General features: G+C 71.4%; 18 protein-coding genes. 10 read left to right on the top strand and 8 right to left on the bottom strand.

The annotated features are described in order from the left end of the window. Entirely contained in the window at positions 1-876 is an 876-nt protein-coding gene (locus AB0K15_RS17300) for an oxidoreductase (RefSeq protein ID WP_364050652.1), read from the bottom strand. 58 nt (positions 877-934) lie between these two features. Beyond that, positions 935-2,125, bottom strand: a complete 1,191-nt coding sequence (locus AB0K15_RS17295) for a glycoside hydrolase family 3 N-terminal domain-containing protein (protein ID WP_364050650.1) — start codon at positions 2,123-2,125, stop codon at positions 935-937. 176 nt (positions 2,126-2,301) lie between these two features. On the opposite strand from AB0K15_RS17295, the gene AB0K15_RS17290 reads away from it, so the two are divergent. Genes AB0K15_RS17290 through AB0K15_RS17270 form a run of 5 tightly spaced genes read left to right on the top strand, consistent with a single transcriptional unit; the run spans position 2,302 to position 7,297 of the window. Continuing rightward, the gene (locus tag AB0K15_RS17290) at positions 2,302-2,895 is read left to right on the top strand and encodes a LuxR C-terminal-related transcriptional regulator (protein WP_364050648.1); all 594 of its coding nucleotides are present in this window, start codon (positions 2,302-2,304) and stop codon (positions 2,893-2,895) included. 14 nt (positions 2,896-2,909) lie between these two features. Further along, positions 2,910-4,181, top strand: a complete 1,272-nt coding sequence (locus AB0K15_RS17285) for an extracellular solute-binding protein (RefSeq protein ID WP_364050646.1) — start codon at positions 2,910-2,912, stop codon at positions 4,179-4,181. Positions 4,182-4,189: 8 nt separating this feature from the next. Beyond that, positions 4,190-5,098 (top strand): sugar ABC transporter permease, encoded by a 909-nt coding sequence (locus tag AB0K15_RS17280; protein ID WP_364050644.1) that lies wholly within the window; start codon positions 4,190-4,192, stop codon positions 5,096-5,098. Further along, positions 5,095-5,922: a carbohydrate ABC transporter permease gene (locus AB0K15_RS17275; protein ID WP_364050641.1), complete on the top strand. Its 828-nt coding sequence runs from the start codon at positions 5,095-5,097 to the stop codon at positions 5,920-5,922. Before AB0K15_RS17280 ends, AB0K15_RS17275 begins: the two co-directional genes overlap by 4 nt. Beyond that, positions 5,915-7,297, top strand: coding sequence for a GH1 family beta-glucosidase (locus AB0K15_RS17270; RefSeq protein WP_364050638.1), 1,383 nt, complete (start codon positions 5,915-5,917; stop codon positions 7,295-7,297). The genes AB0K15_RS17275 and AB0K15_RS17270 overlap by 8 nt, the downstream gene beginning before the upstream one ends. Before the next feature lie 63 nt (positions 7,298-7,360). Here AB0K15_RS17270 and AB0K15_RS17265 read toward each other — a convergent pair whose 3' ends face one another. Continuing rightward, the gene (locus tag AB0K15_RS17265; RefSeq protein ID WP_364050635.1) at positions 7,361-11,068 is read right to left on the bottom strand and encodes a BTAD domain-containing putative transcriptional regulator; all 3,708 of its coding nucleotides are present in this window, start codon (positions 11,066-11,068) and stop codon (positions 7,361-7,363) included. Between the two features lie 126 nt (positions 11,069-11,194). Next, a complete protein-coding gene (locus AB0K15_RS17260) occupies positions 11,195-14,485 on the bottom strand; it encodes a BTAD domain-containing putative transcriptional regulator (protein ID WP_364050632.1) in 3,291 nt (1,096 codons plus the stop codon). 330 nt (positions 14,486-14,815) lie between these two features. Between AB0K15_RS17260 and AB0K15_RS17255 the strand changes: the two genes are divergently transcribed. From AB0K15_RS17255 to AB0K15_RS17235, 5 genes are all read left to right on the top strand, one after another. After that, positions 14,816-15,124, top strand: coding sequence for a WXG100 family type VII secretion target (locus AB0K15_RS17255; protein WP_364050629.1), 309 nt, complete (start codon positions 14,816-14,818; stop codon positions 15,122-15,124). Beyond that, positions 15,121-15,414, top strand: coding sequence for a hypothetical protein (locus AB0K15_RS17250; RefSeq protein ID WP_364050626.1), 294 nt, complete (start codon positions 15,121-15,123; stop codon positions 15,412-15,414). Before AB0K15_RS17255 ends, AB0K15_RS17250 begins: the two co-directional genes overlap by 4 nt. A gap of 202 nt (positions 15,415-15,616) precedes the next feature. After that, the gene (locus AB0K15_RS17245; RefSeq protein WP_364050623.1) at positions 15,617-16,252 is read left to right on the top strand and encodes a response regulator transcription factor; all 636 of its coding nucleotides are present in this window, start codon (positions 15,617-15,619) and stop codon (positions 16,250-16,252) included. Positions 16,253-16,367: 115 nt separating this feature from the next. Beyond that, positions 16,368-16,508, top strand: a complete 141-nt coding sequence (locus AB0K15_RS17240) for a hypothetical protein (protein ID WP_364050620.1) — start codon at positions 16,368-16,370, stop codon at positions 16,506-16,508. Between the two features lie 91 nt (positions 16,509-16,599). Next, positions 16,600-17,922, top strand: a complete 1,323-nt coding sequence (locus AB0K15_RS17235) for an amidase family protein (RefSeq protein ID WP_364050617.1) — start codon at positions 16,600-16,602, stop codon at positions 17,920-17,922. Between the two features lie 64 nt (positions 17,923-17,986). On the opposite strand, the gene AB0K15_RS17230 is transcribed toward AB0K15_RS17235, so the two are convergent. The 4 genes from AB0K15_RS17230 to AB0K15_RS17215 all read right to left on the bottom strand — a co-directional run bounded on the left by AB0K15_RS17230 (position 17,987) and on the right by AB0K15_RS17215 (position 23,900). After that, positions 17,987-19,201: a cell division protein DivIVA gene (locus AB0K15_RS17230; protein WP_364050614.1), complete on the bottom strand. Its 1,215-nt coding sequence runs from the start codon at positions 19,199-19,201 to the stop codon at positions 17,987-17,989. 121 nt (positions 19,202-19,322) lie between these two features. Further along, entirely contained in the window at positions 19,323-21,314 is a 1,992-nt protein-coding gene (locus AB0K15_RS17225) for an SDR family oxidoreductase (protein ID WP_364050611.1), read from the bottom strand. Positions 21,315-21,670: 356 nt separating this feature from the next. After that, complete coding sequence (locus AB0K15_RS17220; RefSeq protein ID WP_364050608.1) at positions 21,671-22,378, bottom strand: class F sortase; 708 nt, start codon at positions 22,376-22,378, stop codon at positions 21,671-21,673. Positions 22,379-22,394: 16 nt separating this feature from the next. After that, positions 22,395-23,900: a hypothetical protein gene (locus AB0K15_RS17215; RefSeq protein ID WP_364050605.1), complete on the bottom strand. Its 1,506-nt coding sequence runs from the start codon at positions 23,898-23,900 to the stop codon at positions 22,395-22,397. Positions 23,901-24,111 lie beyond the last annotated feature (211 nt).

Genomic DNA, 24,111 nt, shown 5'->3' with positions numbered 1-24,111 from the left:
TCAGGCGCCGATCGCGTCGAGCTCGGCCACGACGTCGGCCGGCAGCTCGAGCGAGGCGGCCGCGACGTTCTCCCGCAGGTGCGCCATCGACGAGGTGCCCGGGATCACGGCGATGGCGGGCGAGCGCTGCAGCAGCCACGCCAGCGCGACCTGCATCGGCTTCGCGCCGAGCCGCGCGGCGCACGCGTCGAGCGCCGAGGACTGCAGCGGGCTGAACCCGCCCAGCGGGAAGTACGGGACGAACGCGATGCCGAGTTCGGCGCACTTGTCCACGAGGTCGTCGTTCTCGCGGTGCGCGAGGTTGTAGGCGTTCTGCACGCACACGACCTGTGCGACCTCGCGTGCCGCGTCGAGCTGTTCGGCCGTCACGTGGCTCACGCCGAGGTGGCGGATCAAGCCCTGTTCCCGCAGCTCGGCCAGCACGGAAAACGGTTCCACGATCGGCACGTCCACGGGGTAGCCGCCCGTTTCGTCGCCCAGGCGCAGGTTCACCACGTCGAGCGCCTCGACGGCCAGGTTGCGCAGGTTGTCGTGAACGGCGGAGATCAGCTCGTCGCGCTTGAGCGCGGGCGGCCAGCCGCGGTCGGCGCTGCGGCGCGCGCCCACCTTGGTCACCAGTACCAGCTCGTCCGGGTAAGGCGCGAGATTGGTCCGGATCAGCTCGTTCACGGTGTGCGGGCCGTAGTAGTCCGACGTGTCGATGTGCGTGATGCCCAGTGCCGGCGCCTCGCGCAGCACCGCCGACGCCTCGGCGAGGTCCTGCGGCGGCCCCCAGACCCCGGGGCCGGCCAGGCGCATCGCGCCGAAGCCCATCCGGGTCACGGTCAGCTCGCCGCCGAGCCGCAGGGTGCCGGCCGCCGTGGCGTCCGTCGTCATGTGGTGCTCCTCCCGAGACGGTGATCCGGCCGTCAGCCTAGTCCGGAGTGGACGGCGATCAGGTGCACGCGTGCTTCGACTTCAGCACCCGCTTCACCGACGCGGCCACGCGGTCCGCGGTCAGCTCGCCGCTCGACACCGCCTTCACGAGCCGGTCGAGCACCGCCCCGACGTCGCCGTTGCCGGAGGAGAACAACGCCTCGTCGGCGCCCGCCTGCAACGCCTTCAGCACGGCCTCGGGCAGCGGGTACTGGTCGGTGATGGCCTTCATCCCGCCGAGGTCGTCGGTGATGATCGGGCCGGTGAAGTGGTAGTCGCCGCGCAGCAGCTGATATGCGGCGGGGGAGATGGACGCGGGCACGCCGTTCGTGAGCCCCGGCACGTCGAGGTGGCCCACCATCACTTCGACGGCGCCGTAGTCGGCGATGTTCTCGTACGGCTTGAGGTCCACCTTGCGCAGCTGGTCGAGCGGCGGCGTGGTGACCGTGCCCTTGTGCGAGTCGCCGGACCCGTGGCCGTGGCCGGGGAAGTGCTTGAGCACCGGCGTCACGCCGCCCTGGCGCAGGCCCTCGGCGAACGCCATCGCGTACTGGCGCACCTTGGCGGGATCCGAGCTGTACGAACGGTCTCCGATCACCGCGTCGTCCGGTTCGTCGCTCACATCGGCGTCGGGCGCATAGTCGACGGTGATCCCGCGCGCGTGCAGCTGCTTGCCCCGCTGCACGCCCAGCGCCCGGACCTCGGCGGGCGTCTTCGTGGCGGCGAGCTCGCGGGCGCTCGGCATCGAGCCGTCGAGGTCGTCGATGCGCTGCACGCGCCCGCCCTCTTCGTCGACGGAAACGGACACGGGGATCTTCGCCGCCTTCTGCACGGCGTCGAGCGCATGGTTCTGCAACAGCGTGGTTTTATTGCCTCCCACGAAGAACCCGCCGATCTGCTGCTGCTGGACAAGTTTTGTCACCGCCGCGGGATTCGCGGCGTCGACACCCGGGACCACCAGCTGGGCGACCTGCGCGCGCACGTCGAGTGAAGAGATCAGCGCGTCGCATGAAGACGGTGAAGCCGGCCGTGAAGACGGTGGCTTCGACGGCTCCGAGGACGCCGTCGGAGCGGCGCTCGTACTCGGCTGAGCACCCGGTTCGGCCAGCGCGGTACCGGAAACCGTGTGGGCGGAAGCACATCCGGCGAGGGTGCCGGCGACCAGCACGGCGCCGCCGATCGCCGCAGGTAGCCGCTTCCGTGCGGGCATCTTCATGAATTCCTTACATGTTTGGTCCCGGTGTCGACGCGACGCTAGCGGAACCCCTGGTGGGAGCCCAACTTCACGTCGTGAAGAATGACTTCATCGCGGCTAGAGAATTCGTGAAGCCACTGTCTCCAGACTGGCAGACACGGGATGAGTGTTTCTTCAGGGAGGTAGCAGCGATGGATCAGGTCAGGGTGGCGGCGTGGGCTTCGGATCCCATCGCGCTCGCGGGGCTCATCGACCACCTGCACGCCCGGCCCGAGGTGCAGGTGCTGCCCGGCCCGCGGCGCGGGGAAGCGGCGGTGCTCGTCTTCGCCGCCGGCCGCGTGACGCCGGAGCTGAAGGCCGCTCTGCGCGCGGCCGCCTCGGAGACGCCGGCCGCGATCGTCCTCGTCGCCGGGTACGTCGACGCCGACGAGCTGCCGGAGCTGGCCGCGTGCCACGTCGTGGCCGTGCTGCCGCGCGAGGCCATCGCGGGCGACCGGCTCGTGCGCAGCATCACCGCCGCCGCGTCGGGCAAGGAGACCTCGCTGCGCGACCTGCTGGGCCAGGCCGAGAGCCTGCAGCACACCGCGGGTGGTGCCGCGCTGTCGCCGCGCGAGGTCGACGTGCTGCGGCTGATGGCCGAGGGCTGGGACACCGCGGAGATCGCCGGGAAGCTCTGCTACTCGGAACGGACCGTGAAGAACGTCATCTACGGGATGACCAATAGGCTGAAGCTGCGCAACCGACCGCATGCCGTCGCCTACGCCCTGCGCGCAGGTGTTATCTGAGGGAAGCTCACCCCGTGCGAAAGCTGACCCGGCGCCCGGCCGTCGCCGTCCTGACGACCGCGCTCCTCCTGCTGGTGACCGCGTGCAGCGGCGGCTCCGCCGCCGAAGGCGGGAAGATCAAGCTGACCGTGGCCACCTTCGGTGAGTTCGGTTACGCCCCGCTCTTCGCCCAGTACGAGAAGGATCATCCGAACATCGAGATCCAGAGCCGGGTCACCGACTTCGACACGCACTTCAAGACGCTCGCCACGCAGCTCGCGGCGGGCCACGGCGCGGCCGACATCGTCGCCATCGAGGAGCAGCAGATCCCCAAGTACCTCGGGGTGAAGGACAAGTTCGTGAACCTCGCGGACTACGGTGCCGACCAGCTGCAGAACCAGTGGGCGTCGTGGAAGTGGGCCCAGGGCACGAAGGACGGCGACGTGCTCGGCCTCGGCACGGACATGGGCAGCCTCGCCATGTGCTACCGCCGCGACCTCTTCCAGCAGGCCGGCCTGCCGGCCGACCGCAAGGCCGTCGCCGCGCTCATGCCGACCTGGGACGCGTACGCCCAGCTGTCGCAGCGCTTCACCGACAAGCTGCCGAAGGTGAAGTTCGCCGACTCGGCTGGAACCGTTTTCACGGCGATGCTGAACCAGTCGCCGGAGAACTACTTCTCCTCGCGCGACGATTCCTACATCGCGGACAAGAATCCCGCCGTGCGCAACGCCTTCATGCTCGCCGGCACCCTCGCGCAGAAGGGCCAGACGGCCGGCGCGACCACGTACACGCAGGCCTGGAACGTCGCGATCAAGCAGGGCACCTTCGCCACGATCGCGTGCCCGGCCTGGATGCTCACGCAGATCAAGGAAGCCGGCGGCGACGGCAATACCGGTAAGTGGGACGTGACGACCGTCCCCGGCGCCAGCGGCAACCAGGGCGGCTCGTTCCTCTCGATCCCGAAGCAGAGCGAGCACCCGAAGGAGGCCTACGACCTCGCGAAGTGGCTCACGGCGCCCGAACAGGAGAAGAAGCTCTTCCTCTCCGACGGCATCCTGCCGAGCGAGCCCAGCGTCTACAAGGACCCGCAGGTCGTGAACCACACCGACCCGTACTTCTCCGGCGCGCCGATCGGCCAGATCTACGCCGCGTCCGCCGACACCCTTCGTCCCAACTACCGCGGCCTGCACGACGCCGACGTCCGGCCGGAGTTCGGCCGGGCGCTCGGGCGGATCGAGGACGGGTCCGAAAAGGTCGACGCGGCCTGGGCGGACGCCGTGAAGCTCGGCCGCGAGGCCATCAAGTAAGGCCCCGCATGCGCGGCCCGCTGTCGGCGCGTTGGGACCGCAAGGTCACACCGTTCCTCTTCATCGCCCCGTTCTTCGCGGTGTTCGTGGTGTTCGGGGCGTTCCCGCTCGTCTACACGGCCTGGGTGTCCCTGCACGATTGGGATCTGCTCGCCGGTGACCAGGGCGGGTTCGGGCTCGCGAACTACGCCGAGCTGTTCACCGACAGCCGGTTCTACAACGCGCTGTTCAACACCACGAGCATCTTCCTGCTCGCCGCGGTCCCCGAGTTCTTCCTGGCGCTCGGGATCGCGGCGCTGCTGAACCGGCCGTTGCGCGGGGCGACGTGGTGGCGCACCGGCGTGCTGCTGCCCAACGTCGTGTCGGTCGTGGCCGTGGGGCTGGTGTTCGCGCAGCTCTACAGCCGCGACTACGGCGTGGTCAACGAGGTGCTCGGCTGGTTCGGGATCGACCCCATCTCGTTCCAGGCGCGCAAGTGGTCCTCGCACCTGGCCATCGCGACGATGGTGATGTGGCGCTGGACCGGCTACAACTCGCTGATCTACCTGGCGGCGATGCAGGCCGTGCCGCAGGACCTGTACGAGGCCGCGGCGCTCGACGGCGCTTCGCGCTGGCGATCGTTCTGGTCGGTGACGGTGCCGGGCATCCGGCCGACCATCGCGTTCACGGCGGTGGCGGGCACGGTCAACGGGCTGCAGCTGTTCGCCGAGCCGCAGCTGTTCGACGCGACGGGATCCAGCGGAACGGGCGGCAACGACCGGCAGTTCCAGACGCTCACGATGTACCTGTACGAAAAGGGTTTCGGCAAGTTCGACGCGGGTTACGCGTCGGCCCTGTCGTGGGTGATGTTCGTGTTCTGCGTGCTGTTCGCGTTCTTCAACTACCGGCTGGTGCGCCGGTTCGTGAGCGCGCCGTGATGCCGCGGCGGCGCGCGGGCGCGTGGGTGTACGTGGTGCTGGTCGGGGTGGTCGGTGCGTCGCTGTTCCCGCTGTACTGGTCGTTCGTGGTCTCCACCCGGGACAACTCGGCGATCGGGGAGACCTCACCGCTGCTGTTACCGGGCGGGCACCTGTTCGAGAACATCCGGCGCGTGTTCGACACGGTCGACTTCTGGCTGGCCATCGGCAACTCGCTGATCGTTTCCGTGACGGTGATGGTGTCCAATGTGGTCCTCGCGAGCCTGGCCGGGTTCGCGTTCGCCCGGCTGAGGTTTCCCGGCCGCAACAGTCTTTTCCTGTTCGTGGTCGGCTCGGCGATGGTGCCGGCGCAGCTCGGCGTGATCCCGCTGTACCTCGTGGTCGGCGACTTCGGCTGGTACGGGAAGGTGGAGGCGGTGATCGTGCCGGCGCTGGTGAGCGCGTTCAGCGTGTTCTGGATGCGCCAGGCGTGCGAGGGCGCGGTGGCGAGCGAGCTCGTGGACGCGGCCACTGTGGACGGAGCGTCGGTGGCGCGCACGTTCTGGCACGTGGCCGTGCCCGCGATCCGGCCACAGGCCGCGGTGCTGGCGATGCTCACGTTCATGGCCGCGTGGAACGACTACTTCTGGCCGCTGGTGGTGCTCGACCCCAACGAGACGCCGACCGTGCAGGTGGTGCTCTCGCAGCTGGCGAGCGGCTACTACACCGACTACGCGCTGATGCTCACCGGCGCGACCCTCGGCGTGCTGCCGGTGATCGCGCTGTTCCTGGTTCTGGGGCGCTACATCGTGCGGGGGATCCTGAAAGGTGCTGTCCATGGCTGAGCTCGAGTTCCCGTCCGGCTTCTGGTGGGGCGCGGCGACCGCGTCGTACCAGATCGAAGGCGGGGTGGCCGAGGGCGGCCGGGGACCGTCCATCTGGGACACCTACAGTGCGACACCGGGCAAGGTCCTCAACGGCGACACCGGCGCGGTCGCGTGCGACCACTACCACCGGTACGGCACGGATGCCGCCTTGCTGTCCGAGCTGGGCCTGCCCGTGTACCGGTTCTCGGTCGCGTGGCCGCGCGTGATGCCCGACGGCCGCACGCGCAACGCCGAGGGTCTCGTGTTCTACGACCGGCTCGTCGACGAGCTGCTGAGCCGCGACATCCTGCCGGTGCTCACGCTGTACCACTGGGACCTCCCTCAGGCCATCGAGGACGCGGGCGGCTGGCCTTCGCGCGACACGGCCTACCGGTTCGCCGACTACGCCGCCGTGGTCCACGACTACCTCGGCGACCGCGTGCCCCAGTGGACGACCATCAACGAGCCGTTCTGCGCCGCGTTCCTCGGCTACGGCAGCGGCGTCCACGCGCCGGGCATCCAGGACTACGACACCGCGCTGGTCGCCGCGCACCACCTGCTGCTGGGCCACGGCCTGGCGATGCGGGCGTTGACGGAACAGGCCCGGCCCGGCCAGGACTTCTCGCTCGCACTGAACTTCGCGCCCGCACTGGCCGACGGCGACACCGACGCCCACCGCGAGGCTGTGCGCAAGTTCGACGGCATCCACAACCGTTTCTTCCTCGACCCGGTGCTCGGCCGCGGCTACCCGGCCGACGTGATGGCCGACGTCGAACACCACGGCGGTCGGTTCGCGGCGTCCATTCAGGACGGTGACACGGACCTGATCGCGGCCGCCGTCGACTGGCTGGGCGTGAACTACTACGCCCCCGCCCGCGTCGCGCCGCTGGCCGATCCGCTCGCCCCGAGCAACTGCCCGCTGCCCGGCTTGCGAGGCATGGACGTCCTGCCCGCCCGCGGCCCGCTGACGTCGTTCGGCTGGGAGCAGACGCCGTCGTCGCTCACGGATCTGCTGGTGTGGTTGAACTCCCACACGGGCGGCCTGCCCTTGGTCGTCGCCGAGAACGGCGCGTCCTTCGAGGACACCGTCGTCGACGGCCGTGTCCACGACCCCGCCCGCGTCGCCTACCTCGACACCCACATCCGCGCCGTCCACGACGCCCTGGCCCGGGGCGCCGACGTCCGCGGCTACCTGGCGTGGTCGCTGCTGGACAACTTCGAATGGGGCATGGGCTACACCCAGCGCTTCGGCGTCATCCACGTCGACTTCGACACGCAGGTCCGCACGATCAAGGACTCGGGCCGTTTCCTGGGCGAGGTCGCGAAACTCAACGGCTTGCCTGACCCTGTCTGACCTGCCCCCATGTGGCGTTGGGTGCGTTCAGCGCACCGAACGCGGCGATGGGGAACGTGAAGCTCAGCCGATTCGCCTCGCGACCGCATTCGCCACACCGCTGCGCGACGGAGACTCCAACTTGCCCAGCAACCGGGCCACATGTGCCTGCACCGTCCGCCGCGGCAGGGCCAGCTCGGTGGCGATGTCGGGGTTCGACCGCCCCTTCGCCACCAGCGTGGCGATCCGAACCTCCAGCGGCGACAGCGAATCCCACCCATGCCCCGGCCGGGCGGCCGCCACGAACCGGCCGCCGCGGCGGACGCCGAGTTCGCGTAGGCGCTTCTCCGCGCGCTGCAAGTCCCACCGGGCCGACAGCGAGGTGTACAGCTCGGCGGCCTCGTCCAGCACCGCGTGGGCCGCGGTCAGGTCTTCGGTGCGCGCGAGCAGCACCGCCGCGTCCTCCAGGGCGGCGGCGAGCTCCGGGCGGCGGCCGACCGACCGGAAGTGCTCCACGGTCCGCAGCACGGGTGCCGGGTCGCCGTCGATGAGGCCGCGGCACCAGTCCATCGCCGCGTGGGCCCGGGCCGGCTCGCGTTCCTTGGCCGCCTCTTCCTCGCACACCGCCAGCCCGCGCAACGCGAGCGCCTGGTCGCCGGCTTCCAGCGCCAGCCCGACGAACATCGGCAGCCACTGGTGCCGCAGCATCATCTGGGCGTAGGTCGGGTTCAGGATCGGCTCGAGGACGGCCAGCGCTTCCTTGATCTCCCCGCGCTGCCACGCGACCACCGAGTTGGCCACCAGCAGGAAGTCGAAACTCTCGCGCTCGGCACCGGTCGCCGGCGCGTACTCCTCGGCTGCGTCCAGGTGCGCCGCGGCCTGCCCGCGCTCACCGCGGCGGGCGGCGATCAGCGATGCCACCCCGTGCAGCAGCAACGCCGCCGCGCCGGGTTCGCGCAGGCCGTAGAAGGTGATCGCCGGCCCGTCTTCCGTCACCGTGTCGAGCTCGACCAGCGCCTCGTCCCAGCGCCCTTCCCAGTACCGGTGCACCGCGACCGACACCTGCAGGCCGATCGGCATCGAGTGCCGCTGCGCGATCTCGCCCGCCGCCTGCAGCGTGCGGTCGGCCTCGCCGAGCCGGTCGAGGTTCTGCAGCGTGAACACGCGGTTGTCCAGCAGGTCCAGGTGCAGGTCGGCCAGCTCGTGCTCGTCGCCGACGGCCTCGATGGCCTCGTCGATGTGCGCCAGCGCGCTTTGGTGGTGGCGGCGCACGGAATCCACGAGCCACAACGTCTGCAGCGCGTGCGCCGACAGGTACGGGTCGCCGTCGGCTTCCGCGCGGGCCTGGTGCGCGCTGGTCTCCGCGACGTCGAGGTCGTCCAGCCCGCCGCGGCGGAAGTTCGCCAGCAGGTGCCGGCGCCGCACGTGCCAGATCTCGGGCAGCGCGGGATCGTCCTCGGCCTCTTCGAGCGTCTGCACCGCGAGCGCGACGGCCCCACGCCGGAACCGCAGCGTGGCCAGCAGGTGCCGCATCTCGGCGACGTTCTCCGGGTCCTGTGCCAGCTCGAGTGCCTGCACGGCAAGGGTTTCCGGGTTTCGCTCCAGCCGGAAGAGGACCTTCGTCAGCGCGGTGATCAGCGCCTCGCGCCGCGGGTCGGAGGCGGAGCACCCGGTGAGCGCCCGCTCCAGCAGCTCCACGGCGATCAGCGGCGCCCGGTTGGTCACGGCCGTCTGGTTCTCCGTGAGCCAGTCCAGCACCCAAGGATCCACAGTGGACGGTGCGGCCACCAGCTGCTCCGCCACGCGCTTCACCGGCGCGCCGATCCGCGCCAGCGCCTCCGCGGCCTGCCGGTGCAACGCCGCGCGTGTGCCCGACAGCAACCGGTTGTACAACGCCTGGCGCAGCAACGGATGCCGGAACGCGAGCTGCGTGCCCGTGTCGATGAGGACGTTGGCCGCCACCGCTTCTTCCAGCGGCCCCAGCAGGTCCGACGGCCGGATGCCCAGCACCGCCGCGATGTCGCCGACCGCGAACTCCATGCCCAGCAACGCGCCCCAGCGCAGCACGTCCTGCGTCTCCGCTGGCAGGAAGTCGAGCCGCCGGTCGACGGCCGCCACGAGCGAGCGCGGCGTCTCGAACTCGGCGGGGTCGTCGACGTCGGCGTAGCCGCGGTCCACCTCCACCGCGCCGGCGCGCACGAGGACATCGACCATTTCCTTGACGTACAACGGGTTTCCCGCGGCACGAGCGGCGAGCTCTCGCAGACCGGGGCCGGGGTCCGCGCCCAGCAGGCCTTCGATCAGCCGCACGACGTCGTCGGACACCAGCGGCTCGAGGTCCAGCACCACGCCGTCGCGCGACTCGACCCCGCGGCGCAGCTGGGCGAGCTCGGCGCGGTCGGGCGCCGGGCGGGTCGCGGCCACGAGCAGCAACGGCAGCTGCCGCGTCGCCGCGCACAGCCGGTGCCACACGAGCACGCTCGACTCGTCGGCCCACTGCAGGTCGTCGATCAGGAGCACGAGCGGGGCGTCGGCACACAGCTCGTCCACCAGGGACAACAGCCGGTCGACCGCCCCGAGCACCGGGTCGCTCGAACCCCACGCGCGCTGGGCCGTCCCCTCGCCCACCAGCTCCTTCGCCACGCGCGCGCGGCGCGGATCCGGTGAGGCGGCGTCGATCGCGAGGCACTCCAGCATCACCTGCAGCGGGAACCGGGTGCTCAGCTCGTCCGCCGCGACCCACGCGAGCTGCACGCCGCTGCCGGTGGCGTGGCTGAACACGCGGGTGAGCAGCTCCGACTTCCCGATGCCCGGCTCGCCCTCGATCCACACGGCCCGGCCCCGCCCGTCGCGGACCTCGGCCAGCAGCTCGGTCAGCTGCGCCTGCTCCGCCTCGCGGCCGAACAACGGGCTGTCGTCGCCATCGTCGAGCGTCCGGCTGACACGTAGTGGCAGCACGGAAATCGGCTCGGGCGCGGCCGGGGGCTCCGGCGCCTTCGCCTTGGGCAGGTCCAGCGCGGGATCCTGCTTCAGCACGCGCTGGTGCAGCTCCCGCAGCCGCGGGCCGGGCTCCACGCCCAGCTCCACGCGCAGGGTGGCGCGGGCGTCGCGGAACACGTCGAGCGCGTCGGAGTGCCGGCCGCTGCGGTAGAGCGCGAGCATCAGCGACTCGCGCACCGCCTCCCGCAGCGGGTGCTCGCCGACGAGCACGGTCAGCTCCGCGATCAGGTCCTGGTGACCGCCGAGCTCGAGTACGGCGGCGGCGCGGCGCTCCAGCGTGTCGAGCCGCAGTTCGGCCAGGTGCTCGCGGTGGCGCTCGGCGAACTCGCCGGGCACGCCGGACAGCGCTTCGCCGTGCCAGAGGGCGAGCGCGGCGTCGTACTCCGCGGCGGCCTTGTCGTGATCACCGGTGGCGGCGTGCTGCTGGGCCTGCTCGCGGTGGCGTTCGAACACGGCGGCGTCGAGGCCTCCGGGCTCCAACGTGAGCGAATAGCCTCCGGCGTCGGACACGAGCACGCCCGAGGCCGCCCACTTCGTGCGCTCGGGGTCGAGCGCGCGCCGCAGCCCCGAGACGTAGGTGTGCACGCTTCCCTCGACGCTGGCGGGCGGCGAGTCGCCCCACACCCCCGCGATGAGCTCCGCGCGCGGCACGGAGCGGCCGGCGTTGACCGCGAGCATCGCGAAGATGGCACGCTGGCGCGCTGGCCCGAGCTTGATCTCGGCCGGACCCCGCCAGGCCCGCAACGGGCCGAGCACGTCCACCCGCAACCCGCTGTGCGCATCCCCTGGCATGCCGTTCCATTCGACGTACCGGTCTGACTCGAGGAGCTTACCGGCAGCGTGTGAGCACCCGGCATCGTACGAGTGGCCAGGATCCAGTGAACCCGGTGGACTGTGCCGATCAGCGGGAAAACTTGATTATTCCCCCGCCGCGCGGGTCCGCACGGGGTTCGCGCGGCGGATGCCGTGCGGGTGCATCCGGGTTTCGGCCCGGCGCACGTCCCACGCCGCGCCGAGCGTGGTGTAGCTGGTGAGGGCCGCGCGGAACGCCGAGCGGGCCTCGTCGAGCCGGCGGTGTTCCGCCAGCAGGATCGCGGCGTCCTCGGTGGCGCGCGCGTGTTTCAGCACGCGGCCGGCGGCCTCGTAGTGCGCGGCCGCGCCGAGGATCGCGTCGGGATCGCCCGTGACCAGGCCGCGGCAGTGCGCCGCGGCGGCCATGTGCGCGGGTGGGATGTCGGAGCCGTCGGTGTCACCGATCAGCCGCAGCGCCTGGAACGCGTAGTGCGTCTCGCCCAGCTGCATCGCCAGCCGCACCAGGTCCGGCAGCCACTGCTGGCGCGCCGAAGGCGGATAACCCTCGTCCAGCAACGGGGTCAGCGCGGCGAGCGCCGCCTCCGGGTTGCCCTCCAGTTCGGACAGCTGCGCCTCGGCGGCCAGCAGGTAGTCGCCGCCGTTGGGCTCGAGGCCCTGCGGCCAGTGCTGGTGCGCCGCGGCGTCGAGGTGTGCGCTCGCTTCTTCCGGTTCGTCGCGATGGCTGGCGATCAGCGCGCCGACGCCGTGCACGAGCAGCGCGGAACCGGGGCTGCGCAACACGTACGACGCCGTCTCCGCACCGCCCTTGATCACCGTGTCGAGCTCGGCCAGCGCCTCGGACCAGCGGCCGCGCCAGTAGTAATGGACGGCGCCCGCGAGGTGCATCTCCCCGGGCACGGCGCGGGTCGCGGCCAGCCGGCGAGCGGTGCTCAGCGGCTCGGCGGCGTCGTCGAGGCCGTCGAGCACACCCAGCTCCGACAAGTCCGGTTCGGACGTTTCGTCCACGGCCAGGCGTTCGAGCGTCGCGCGCAGTGTCTCGTGCCGGCCGCGCCACATCTCGGGGACGCCTTTGTCGGCGAGCGTGCGCCGGACCTCTTCGGACGCTTCGGCGAACTCACCGCGGCGGTAGTAGATGTAGGCGAGGATCCAGCGCATCTCCGCGGCCTGCCTGCTGTCCTCGGTCCGCGCGACGACCGAGCGCGCCTCGGCTTCGGGCTCGCGGCCGAGCCAGAACAGCAGCCGCGCGAGCGTGGCCGTGAGCGGTTCGCGGGCGTCGGCGGGCAGCGAGGCCTGCGTGACCACGTGCTTGAGCAGGTCGACGGCCATGCGCGGCGCCTCGGTGGCGACGGTGCCGATGTGCTCGGTGAGCCAGCCCGTGACCCACGGGTCGACCTGCACCGGCGCGGCGGCCAGCTGCTCGGCCACGCGCTCGGGCGACGCGCCGGCGCCCTGGAACGCCTCGGCGAGCTGGCGGTGCAGCGCGACACGCATCGCGGCCGGCGTCTTTTCGTAGAGCACGCGGCGCAGCAGCGGGTGGCGGAAGGCCAGCAGCTCGTCGGACTCGGTGAGGACGCCGGCCGCGAGCGCCTCTTCGACGGCTCCGACCAGCGCGGTCGCCTGCCGCTCGGTGGCGGTCGCGATGTCCGACAGCGAGAACTCCTTGCCCAGCAAGGCCGCCCAGCGCAGGACGTCGCGCGTGCCGCTGGAGAGGAAGCTCAGATACAGCGTGACGCGCGAGCCCAGCGGCGCCGGGATCGTGCGGCAGCTGTTGCCGTCGACGATCGCCTGCGCGCCGTCGAGCAGGATCATCGCGTTGGAGAGCAGTGTCTCCACGATTTCCTTGGCGTAGCGCGGGTTTCCCGACGCGAACGAGATCAGCGTGCGCAGCGTCTGGCCCGGCGGGGCGCCGGCGAGATCACCCGCGAGGTCGCGGATCGCGCTTTCCGGCAGCGGCCCGAGCGTGAGCAGCTCGGTGCCGTCGGCCGCCAGCTCCGCGCGCAGGCCGTCCAGCTCGGCGGGACGGGGGACCGGGCGGCACGCGCCGATCAAGAGCAGGGGCAGCCGCCGCGTCTCGCGGCTCAGGTAGCGCCACACGCGCAGCGTCGTGTCGTCGGCCCACTGCAGGTCGTCGACCACGAGCGCGAGCGGCTCGTCCGCGCACAGCTCGCGCACGAGCCCGAGGATGCCCTCCAGCGGGTCGGCGCCGGGGTTCTCGGCGAGCGCGACGGCGAGCTCCGCGCGGCGCAGGTCCGACGCGCGCGGGTGCACACCCAGCGCGTCGAGCAGCGGCCGCAGGGCGAAGCGCTGATCGAGCGCGTCGGCGGAGGCGAACAACGGTTTGCCGCCCGCGTCCTGGGCCATCGACAGGGTTTCCGCGAGCAGCGCCGTCTTGCCGATGCCGGGTTCGCCCTCGACCCACACCGAACGGCCGAGCCCGCCGGCGAGCCCGGCGACGGCTTCGCGCAGCAGCAAGGTCTCGCTCGCGCGGTCGAAGAAGACCCCCGCGCGCGGCGGCAGCACCGGCAGCGGGAAGCGCGGCACGCGGGCGGGCGCCGGCGCCTGGCGTGGCGCGAGGGCCGGGGTCTCCACCACGGGGCCACCGCCCAGCAGGCGCTCGTACAGCTCGCGCAGCGCCGGGCCCGGCTCGGTGCCGAAGCCCTCGATCAGCTTGTCCTGCAAGTCCGTGTACACGGCCAGCGCTTCCGTACGCCGGTCGCCGAGTGCGAGCGCTCGCATGAGCAGCCCGTGCAGGGGTTCGCGGAAGGGGTGTTCACGCGCCGACTCGAGCAGTTCGTCGACGAGCCCGAGGTGCCCGCCGTTGTCGAGCACCACCTCCGCGCGGCGCTCGACCGTCGCGAGGCGCAGCTCCTCCAGCCGCGCGCGCTGCGACGCCGCGAACGGACCGGGCAGGTTCTGCAGCGGCTCGCCGCGCCACAGCGCGAGCGCTTCGTCGAGCTTCGCCAGCGCCGGGCCGCGCTCGCCGGCCGAGAGATGGCGCTGGGCCTGCTCGCGCAGGGCTTCGAAGTGGTGCACGTCGACGGTTTCGGGCTCCACGCACAGCGAGTAACCCGACCCGATGGACGCGAGCAGCTGCGGCCCGGTGCCCTTCGCGCGCCCGGGCTCGAGCGCGCGGCGCAGGCCGGAGATGTAGGTGTAGATGCTGCCCTGGGCGCTGGCCGGCGGTGCGTCGCCCCACACGGCGTCGATCAGCTCTTCACGGGAAACGGTGCGGTTGGGCGACATCGCCAGCACCGCGAGAACCGTGCGGCGGTGGGCCGAGCCCAGATCCAGTTCGGCGCTGTCGAGTTCCGTGTCGCCGCGCCAGGCGCGGACCGGGCCGAGCAGCCGGATCTTCGGCGCGGTGATACCGCCTGCCGCGCCGTCCGCTGCCGACATCGGTCTCCCTTCACGCGTTGACGGATCGTCACACGCCGGATGCCACTCGTGATCTTACGCCCGAACGGGTGGTGGAGCGGGCCGGGGCCGGGTCTCGCCGGCCGCCCTGACCGTCAGTCTCGGCGCGCGGTGTTGCGGCCACTCGGCGTGACGGCGAACACCGGGGAAACTCCGCTGCCGAGACCTCGGTGGAACGGCAGGCAAGGATATCCGAAAATCGGGCATACCACCTGGTCCCCGGTTTCGCCACCCCCGTCGGTGGGTCACGCTCGGTGGTAAGCCCGCGCGGCACGGGCGCGGGTTCTGGGGACGTGTGGTGAGGAGAGCATCGTGAAATCGATTCCTCCGACGGTGGTGCCGGACGGTATGCGAGGTGCGGCGGGTGAGTTCGCTCGCGCCATAGACTCGGCCAACGCCCATTTGAGGCGGGTCAACAGCGAGATGGCGGCGTTGCAGGCGTCGTGGCGGGGCGACGCTTCGGTGCGCTTCGGCCAGGCGATGAACGACTGGGAGCAGCAGTACGACCTCATCCTGGGCCGGCTCGCCGACCTGCTCGCGGTCACCGGCGGCGCGGCCGACGCGCGCCCGGCCGCCGACGAGCGGGCGCTGCCGTGGACGGGTGGCCTGAGCGGGATATGAGTCCAGGGCGGTTCGACTTCACCGACGCCGACGAGATCCTCGACCGGATGGGCAGGACGACCGGCGGGATCCGGGCTGTGCTGGCACAGCTGGAGTCCACTGTGGAACGGGACATGGCGGGCTGGACGCCGGAGGCGCGGGCGCGCTACTGGGCGGCGAAGCAGGCCTGGACCGAGGCCGTCGGCCGGATGCCCGACTGCGTCGAGCGGGCGCGCGAGGCGTTCCGGGAGATCGCCCGGAACTCCGGCGCGGCGGGGCCGGACGCGTGCGGGGTGTGCGCGGAAGCGTGAAGCCGGTGTGTGAAGCCCGGGCCGGCGGGCGGCTCGACCCTGCCCTCAAGAACCTCGTGAAGAGGCGCATAGAGGTCGTTGACCTGCGGTTATAGGGAGATTCTTCACGTTCGCGGCGGGCGTGAAGAATCTTGGTAAGAAAACGTGAAGTCGTCCGCGCGAGACTTGTCACCGTCAACCTGGAGTGGTGGTAGGAGATCTCGTGAAGCTCGTCAAAGTCGCTGTTCTCGCCTCGGACCCGATCACCAAGGCCGGCGCCGCGAGTCTGCTGGGCACCCGCGCCGAGCTGCAGGTCCTCCCCGAGGACTCGGCCGCGCAGGCCGACGTGGTCCTCGTGATGGAAGAGCACGTGACCGATCGCGTGCTGTCGCGGGTCAAGGAGCTGGGCCGCGAGTCCGAGCAGCTGGCCGGACCGCACCTCGTCATCGTCGCGGACCACTTCCGGGAGAGCGACCTGATGACCGCCATCGAGTGCGGCGTCGTCGCGATCCTGCCGCGCCGCGAGACCGGTGGCGCCGAGCTGGTCTCCGCCGTGCTCACTGCCGGCGACGGCACCGCCAGCCTGCCGCCGCGCCTGCAGGGCGCGCTGCTCGGCCAGGTCCAGCGCATGCGCCGCGACGTGCTCGAGCCCAACGGCCTCACCCTGTCCGGCCTCGCCGCTCGCGAGTGCGACGTGCTGCGGCTCGTCGCCGAGGGCTACGGCACCGAGGAGATCGCCACGAAGCTCTGCTACTCGGAGCGGACCGTGAAGAACGTCCTCTACGGCCTGATGACCCGCTGCGGCCTCAACAACCGCGCCCACGCCGTGGCCTACGCCCTGCGTGCCGGCGCCATCTGAGCCACCCCCGCCGGGCGGCGATCGGCGCGGTGCCGCCGCCCTAGCTTCGGGCCTTCTCCCTTTCTGCGGGGGAAGGCCCTTTTCGCGTCTGTCCGTTGTGGTCCAGACGTCCGGAATGCGCGGGCAGCGGCCGCGCTGGTCGTGGCCGGAGTGGCCGTTGCCCGATTTCGTGCTGCGCGGGTGCGCGCTCGTCAACGCGGGCGTGCGCGAGGTGGTGCCTGACCTCGGCCGGAAGAATGTGCACACCTCGGCGTAGGCGCAGAAGCTACCCGGCCCGCGGCCATGGCCGTCGCCGACCGCACGCGGAGCCTTGTCGCTGTCCACTGAGGACGGTTAGGGTGCGAATCATGGTGCAGACTGCGGTGGAGATCGCGCGCGCGGTGCGCGCCGGTGAGCTGGATCCCGTTCAGGTGACCGAGGAAGCCCTCGCCCGCATCGCGGCGGCCGACGGCGTGGTCGGCGCGTTCCGGCGGGTGCGTGCCGCGGAGGCCCTCGCGGAGGCGGCCGAGGTCGCCGCCCGCCCGGACCTGCGTGACCTGCCGTTGGCGGGCGTTCCGGTGGCGGTGAAGGACGTCACGGAGGTCACGGGCGAATACGCGGGCTGGGGCTCCGTCGCCGGCCCGCAGGAACCGTTTTCCTCCGACGGGGTGATCGCCGCCCGCCTGCGCGCGGCGGGCGCCGTGATCGTCGGCCTCACCCGCGTGCCGGAGCTGTGCCTGTACCCGATGAGCGACGACCCCGCCGGCGTCTCCCGCAACCCGTGGGAACCCGCGTACACGGCGGGCGGCTCCTCGGGCGGCAGCGCGGCCGCCGTCGCCGCCGGCCTCGTCCCCATCGCGCACGGCACCGACGGTCTCGGCTCCGTGCGCCTGCCCGCCGCCATGTGCGGCCTCGTCGGCCTCAAGCCCGGCCGCGGCGTCGTCGAAGAGCCGGTCGAGGGCTGGTACGGCATGTCCACGCACGGCCCGCTCGCCACCACCACCGCCGACGCGGCCCTGCTGATGTCCGTGCTCGGCGAGCGACCTTCACTGGCCGAGGTGCCGGTGCCCGGCCCGCAGCGCATCGCGTTCTCCACCCAGGTCCCCGTCACGCGCGCCCCGCTCCCGCGCCCGCTGGGCCAGGCCGTCACGCAAGCCTCGACGGTGCTGGCCGGTTGTGGTCATTCGCTGACCGAAGCCACCCCCGCCTACGGTTTCGACACCATGCTCGCCCTCGTCGCCCGCTGGTTCGCCGGCCCCGCCGCCCAGGCCGACGCGGAGTTCACCTTCCGCCACCTCCAGCCCCGCACCCGCACCCACGTCCGCCTGGGCCACCTCACGCGCGCCTTCGTCCGCGACCGCTCCCGCACCACATGGATCTCCCGCGCCGAGGAGTTCTTCGCGTCCCACGACGTCCTCATCACCCCGACGCTCGCGACGCTGCCCCCGAAAGCCCAGCGCTGGCACCGCCGCTCCTGGCTCGCGAACGCTCTGCCGGCCGTCCGCGTCGCCGACTTCACCGGCTTCTGGAACCTCGCGGGCTTCCCCGCCCTCTCCGTCCCCGTCGGCCACCACCCGACCCTCGACCTCACCACCTCGGTGCAGCTCGTCGCCCCACCCGGCGGCGAATCGCTGCTGCTGGGCCTGGCCGCGCAGCTGGAGGCCGCCAACCCCTGGCCCCGCAGCCGCTGACCCCACCGACGACGAAGGCCGCTTCCCCTGTCCGGGAAAGCGGCCTTCTGTCGTGCAGGGCGGATCAGGAGTTGGACTTGCCGGCCGCCTGTGAGACGGGCTGAGGCGTGCCCTTGGTGTTGCTGTTGCCGTTCGCCGGAGCGGGCTTGGGCTTCACAGTCGGGGCCGGGGTGGTCGGGGAGTCGACCGAGACGACCTCGGGCTTCGGCTTTGTGACCGGCGCCGGCTTCGGCGCGGGTGCCGGTGTGGCAGCGGGCTTGGCGGACGCAGCCGGCGCACCCGAAGGCTTGGCGGACGCAGCGGCAGGCTTGGCAGCAGCAGGCGTGGAAGCCGCAGGTTTGGCCGTCGCGGCAGCCGGCTCATCCCCACCCACCAGCTTCGACGCCGACGGGATCACCGACTCCGCCGGAAGCGCCGCCAGCAGGCTCTCGCTGCTCTTCAGCACCTCGTCCGCCATCGCCAGGTTCTTGCGCGCCTGCTCGCGGATCTCGGCGAGGCGCTCGACCTTGCGGGTCGCGGCGGTGGTGCGCTGGGCGGCCTGCGTGGTCGCTTCGTCGAGGCGCCGCTTGGCTTCCGCGGTGGCCTCGTCGACGCGGCGCTTGGCCTCGGCCGTCGCCTCGGCGATGCGGCGCTCGGCCTGGTTCTTGCTCGCCGTGCGCTGGTCGGCGATCAGCTTCTCGTGCGCGGTGCGCTCGGCGGTGATCTTCGAGTCGAAGTCGCGCTCGATCTTGCGGCGCTTGCGCTCGGCTTCGTTGTCGAGGAGTTCCCGGCGCTGCGCCGCCTCGACGGTGAGCCGCTGCACCTCGGCGCGCGTCTCCTTCAACGCCGCTTCGTGCTCGGAGTGCAGCGCCTCGGCCTGCTTGTCGAGCTCCGCGACCAAGCGTGTGTAGCGCTCGCGCAGCTTCGTCGAAGCCTCGGTGGACGACGCCCAGTGCTTCTCCGCCGCCACCTGCGCGCGCTTGGTGACCTCGTCCGCGCGCGCCTGCGCGAGCTGCACCGTGCGCTGCATGCGCTCGTCCAGGTCCTCGAGCCGCTCGGGCGGCTTCATCAGCTCCTCGACGCGGCCCTGCAGCTTGGTCACCTCACCGCGTGCGGCCTCGAGCTCGCGCGACAGCGTGGCGACCTGCGTCGCCGCCGCGTCGCGATCACTGAGCAGCCGGCGCAGCTGCGCCTCGATGTGATCGAGGTACTGGCGCACCTCGTTGCGGTCGAAGCCGTGCCAGGCTTGGGTGTACTCGCGCCGCAGGGGCAGGAGGCCGTTGTCTCGCTCGGGAACCATGGGCCCGACCGTACCCGCGCACATTGTGTCGTCGGCGTCAGGACTGGTGATTCACCGCCACGTGTCGGGCCCTACCTGGTGATCGTCCCCTGAACGGCCTCACCCTCGAAACGCACCGTGACTACCAGTGGAACCCGCGCGACAGCCGGGCCAGCGCCATCGCCGCCCGCGACAGGTGTTTCTCGCCACGGCCGATCTTGAGCCGGCCCGAGCCGCCGGCCGCCGTCGAGTCGGGGAAGATGCGGAAACCCTGGTACGCGATCGCGTCGGTGAGGCCCGGCGCCAGCGTGTACGTGAGCCCGATGGCCTGCCCCGCCGGCGTGCCGATGTGCTTGGGCCGCTGGATCAGCGCCTTCATGACCATGTCGGCCGCCTGCTCCGGCGACTTCGTGGGGAACGCGTCGTAGATCTTCGTCGGCCGGATCATCGGCGTGCGCACCAGCGGCATGTGGATCGTGGTGAAGGTGATCCCGTCACCGTGCGTCTCCGTCGCCGCGATCCGCGAGAAGTAGTCGAGCGCGGCCTTCGACGCGGCGTACGCGGAGAAGCGCGGCGCGATGCCCTGCACGCCGATCGATGACACGTTCACGATGTGCCCGAACTTCCGCTCCGACATGTGCGGCAGCACCGCGAGGATCAGCCGCACCGCGCCGAAGTAGTTGATCGCCATCGCGCGCTCGTAGTCGTGCATGCGGTCGTACGACAGCTTGATCGACCGGCGGATCGAGCGGCCCGCGTTGTTCACCAGCATGTCGATCCGGCCGTGCTCGGCCAGCATCGCGTCCACGGCCTTGTGCACCGACTCCTCGTCGGTCAGGTCCGCCGGGTACACCGACGCCGTGCCGCCGGCCGCGATGATCTCGTCGCGGACCTCTTCCAGCTCGTGCTGCCGCCGCGCCACCAGCAGCGGCACGCCGCCCGCCGCCGCGACCTTCAGCGCCGTCGCCCGCCCGATGCCCGAAGACGCGCCGGTGATGATCACGCGCCGACCGTCCAGCTCACCGCGCGGGCCGTGCTTGCGGGCGCGGAACGGGTCGAGGTGCTCGCGCCAGTAGCGCCACAGCGTGGCCGCGTAGTCCTCCAGCCGCGGCACCTCCACGCCCGTGCCCGCCAGCGCCTTGCGGGTCTCGGCCGACGCGAACACCGACGGGAACGCCATCGTCTCCAGCAGCACCGGCGGGATGCCGAGACGCTCCATCACCGCGTCGCGCGCGATCGTGAAGCCCGGGATGTGCTCGCTGAGCTTCACCAGCCCGACGAGTCCCTTCGACACACCCTCGCCCAGCTGCACCGTGATCGTCGGCGCGCCCGCGGACCGCGCGAACGCGTTGTAGACCGACACCACCGGCTGCGGCTCGGGGTTCACGAGGTGGAAGGCGCGCCCGTCGAGGCCCGGCGTGGTCACCAGCTCCAGCAGCGCCTTGGCCACGTAGTCGACCGGCACCACGTTGGTGTCGCCGAGGTCCGGCCCGACGATCGGCACGTCGGGCAGCCCGGCGAGCTTGCTGATGGCGGGGAAGAGGTAGTACGGGCCGTCGATCTTGTCCATCTCGCCGGTCTCGGAGTCACCGACGACCACGGCCGGCCGGTACACGCGCCACGGCACCTCGTGCTGCTCGCGCACCAGCTTCTCGGCCTCGAACTTCGTGCGGTGGTACGGCGTGATCAGGCGCTGGCCGACGTCGAACATGTCCTCGGTGAACAGGCCCTCGTGATCACCGGCCACGGCGACCGACGACACGTGGTGCAGCGCGCCGGCCCGCAGGTCCGCGGCGAGGTCGACGACGTGCTGGGTACCGTCCACATTGGCCTTGATGCTGGTCTCGTCGTCGGCGGTGATGTCGTAGAGGGCGGCCAGGTGCACCACGTGGTCGACGCCGCGCAGGCCGTCGCGGTCCTCCTGGGACACACCCAGCATCGGCTCGCCGAGATCGCCGGTCACCAGTGTCACGCGGTCCGCGTGCGGCCACCCGTCCACCAGCTTCGCCAGCTTTTCCCTGGACGACGCGCGCACCACGAGGGCGACGCGTTCCGCGTCCGGCCGCATGAGCAGCAGCCGGGTGAACTGGCGCCCGATCAAGCCGGTCGCACCCGTCACCAAGAACGTCGCCATCTCCATCACCCTCCGCCGTACACCGCTGGACCCTTGCCGCATTCTGCTGCATGGAAGCCGCGCTGACCACAGCGCGCCCGAGTGATGTTACTCGCTAGTAACTTGTGGCGAAACCCGGGGTCCGCAGGTCGGAGGCACCTTTTTTCGGCGACCGTGTCCCGATGAGTGGCACGAAGTGGCCGTTCGCGACACCGGCCGCGTGGTGCGAACGGTCCCCTCGCACCACGCGAACTGCACGCAGTTGCCTGCCACGCGGGAGAAAAAGGCAGAAAAAACGGTGCCCCGGCAAATCCCGCCGGGGCACCGATGTGGAAAGGACCGTTGAAAAGCACGGTTGAAAAGCTCGGTGAAAAGGATCAGACCGGATCCGCGACGACGACCCGGTTCTCCTCGTACCCGTCGGCCCCGCCGACCCACCTGCCGCCACAGGTCACGAGCACCACGCGGTGCGGCCCCGCCTGTCCGAAGAGGTCGTCGGCGCGAGCCGGCAGATCGGCCTTGTGCACGGTGACCAGCTGCGAGATCCGGTACTTCGAGGTCTTCCCCGCATTGTCCACAATGGTCACCTCGCCGCCGATGCGTTCGTTCCACAGCTCGGCGAACGGCCCCGTCGCGCCCTTCCAGTTCACGTGCCCCGCGAAGACGCTGGCGCCGCTCACCGCGTCGAGCGCGGCGCCCCACCAGGCCGCCTGCCCGATGTCCGAGGGCACCGGCAGCGTGTTGCCCGGCCCGAGGCCCTGGCGCACCATCGCGGCCGTCCCGCCGCCGGGCAGCCGGAGCGTGCCCGGCTTCTGCGGGGCGAGCGGGGGCTGCTTGTGCTCCACCGGCGCGGCGGGCGGCGGCGCGGCCGGCGCGGTGGACGACGGTGGTGATGGAGGTGCCGAGGAAGGCGCCTCCGCAGGCGCGGCCGGCCGCAGACCCGCGAGGGCGGCGGCGGCCGGCTGAGCACTGCCGGCCACCACCGCCATCGGGGGTGCGCTGATCACGACGGTGGCGAGCTCCACCACGAGAACGCTCGCCGCGCCGAGGACGAAACCGGTGATCAACCGGCTCTTGCGTGCCATACCCGTTCCGCTCTCACTACCTCCGGGACGCGCGCCGCGCGGCGAACCCGACCAGACCCGAACCGACGAGCGCGAGCACCGCGAGGCCGATCAGCCCCGGCGTGGAGAAGCTCGTCTCGACTGCGCCCTTCGCCATCGCCACCGGCTGGTCGCCCGCGGGGATCGCGTGGGGAACCTCGTTCGGCGTGTTGGCGATGGTGAGCGCCAGTGTGTCGCCCGGCTTCAGCGAGCCGCACACCGAGGGCGGGTTCTTCGGGTCGAACGCGTTCTCGTAACCCGGTGGCGCGTTCACCTCGACCACGCAGACGTCCTGCGGCGCCAGCAGGTTGTCCACGGTCACCGCGCCGGTGTCGCCGGCGGTCGTGACGACCACGGGCTGCCCGTCGGGGCCGTTGAGCGGCTTGCCGTCCTGCCCGGTGGCGGCGGTCTTCTTGTCGTTGCCGGTGATCCGCAGCGTCGCGCCGCCGATGCCCTTGCCGGTCTTCGCGTCGGTCTTGGTCACCTGGACCTTGCCCGGCTTCGCGACGGCCACGACACCTTCCGCGGTCAGCGTCTTCTCGCCGCCGGTGGACACCACGTTCTGGATGCCGGTGTTCACCGGGTTCTGCACGTACGGCCGGTCGGCCGGGGCCGAGAGCGACGTCGCGAGCTTCGGCTGGTCGCCGGTCGGCGTGAGCTTCACCGAGATCGTGCCGTCGGCGCCCGTCTTGAGCGTCGTCTCCGTCTGTGCGCCCTGGACGGTCGCGCTGCCACTGGCTGTATCGGTGGCCTGGGCGTCGTCCTGCGAGTCGGAGCCGGTGCCGGTGGTCAGCGTCGCGTCGGTGGCGTCGAGCTTCACCGCGACGTCCGGGACGCCGGTGCCCTTGGCGTTCTTCACGATGACCGTCCAGGTCGCCGCGGTCCCGAGGTGCTGGTCCTCCTTCGGTGGCGTGACCGAAGCGGTCCACGGGCCGCGGTTGGCCTCGGCGTCAGCGGTCAGCTTGGCGACGTCGTCGTACGCCGTGGGGGCCTTGTCCTTGAGCCCCTGCAGGTGCATGGCGATGTCGTAGCCGATCTTGTCCGCGGGCAGCGCCTCGTTGAGGTCGTCGTGCCCGGGCCGCGGCGCGGAGGTCCACGAGTGCAACAGGTGCGCGAGCGCGGCGGCGACGTTCGCGTCCTTGGTGTCGCCGTAGCGCAGCAGCAGGTACGAGATGTTGGCCGCCTTGTCGGCGGGGATCTCGTCGCCCCACTTGGTGAGCAGCTTGTCGCCGGGCTTGTACTTCTCGTTCGAGTCCGGCGCCTTCAGCTGGAAGCTGACGCAGAACACCTGCTTGCCGGCGACGAGGTAGGACCCGAGCCAGTTGCCGCTGTGGTCCTTGTTGTCGAACCGTTGTGCCGGGACCTCGACCCCGATGCCCTGCTGGGTCGCGGCGTCGGCGGCGGTCGGGCCGAGTGCGGTGAGGGAGAGTGCGCCGAGCACGGCCGTGGCGACCAGACCGGCGGCCGCGCGCAGGCGAGCGCGCGGGCGTGAAGACCACCCCATGGTGTGTTGACTCCTTCAACATGCTCTGCAGTGACGCCTTTGCGTCGATGCAGGTCACACGATCGAACAACTCCCCGACACGCCTTCGGTCACATTCCGAACACGCGAAGTGAAGGTTCGCGGGTGATCACCCGGATTGTCTAGGGGCCATCGGGTGACCTGCGGTGAACGGTCGTGATCTCAGTCGCATACGGTGTAGCCCGGCGCGGGT

It is taken from the genome of Amycolatopsis sp. NPDC049253 (genome assembly GCF_040678995.1).
In the GTDB taxonomy this organism is placed as follows: domain Bacteria; phylum Actinomycetota; class Actinomycetes; order Mycobacteriales; family Pseudonocardiaceae; genus Amycolatopsis.
Note: the sequence above shows the minus strand (reverse complement) of the source record. Positions and strands in the feature narration are given on the sequence as shown.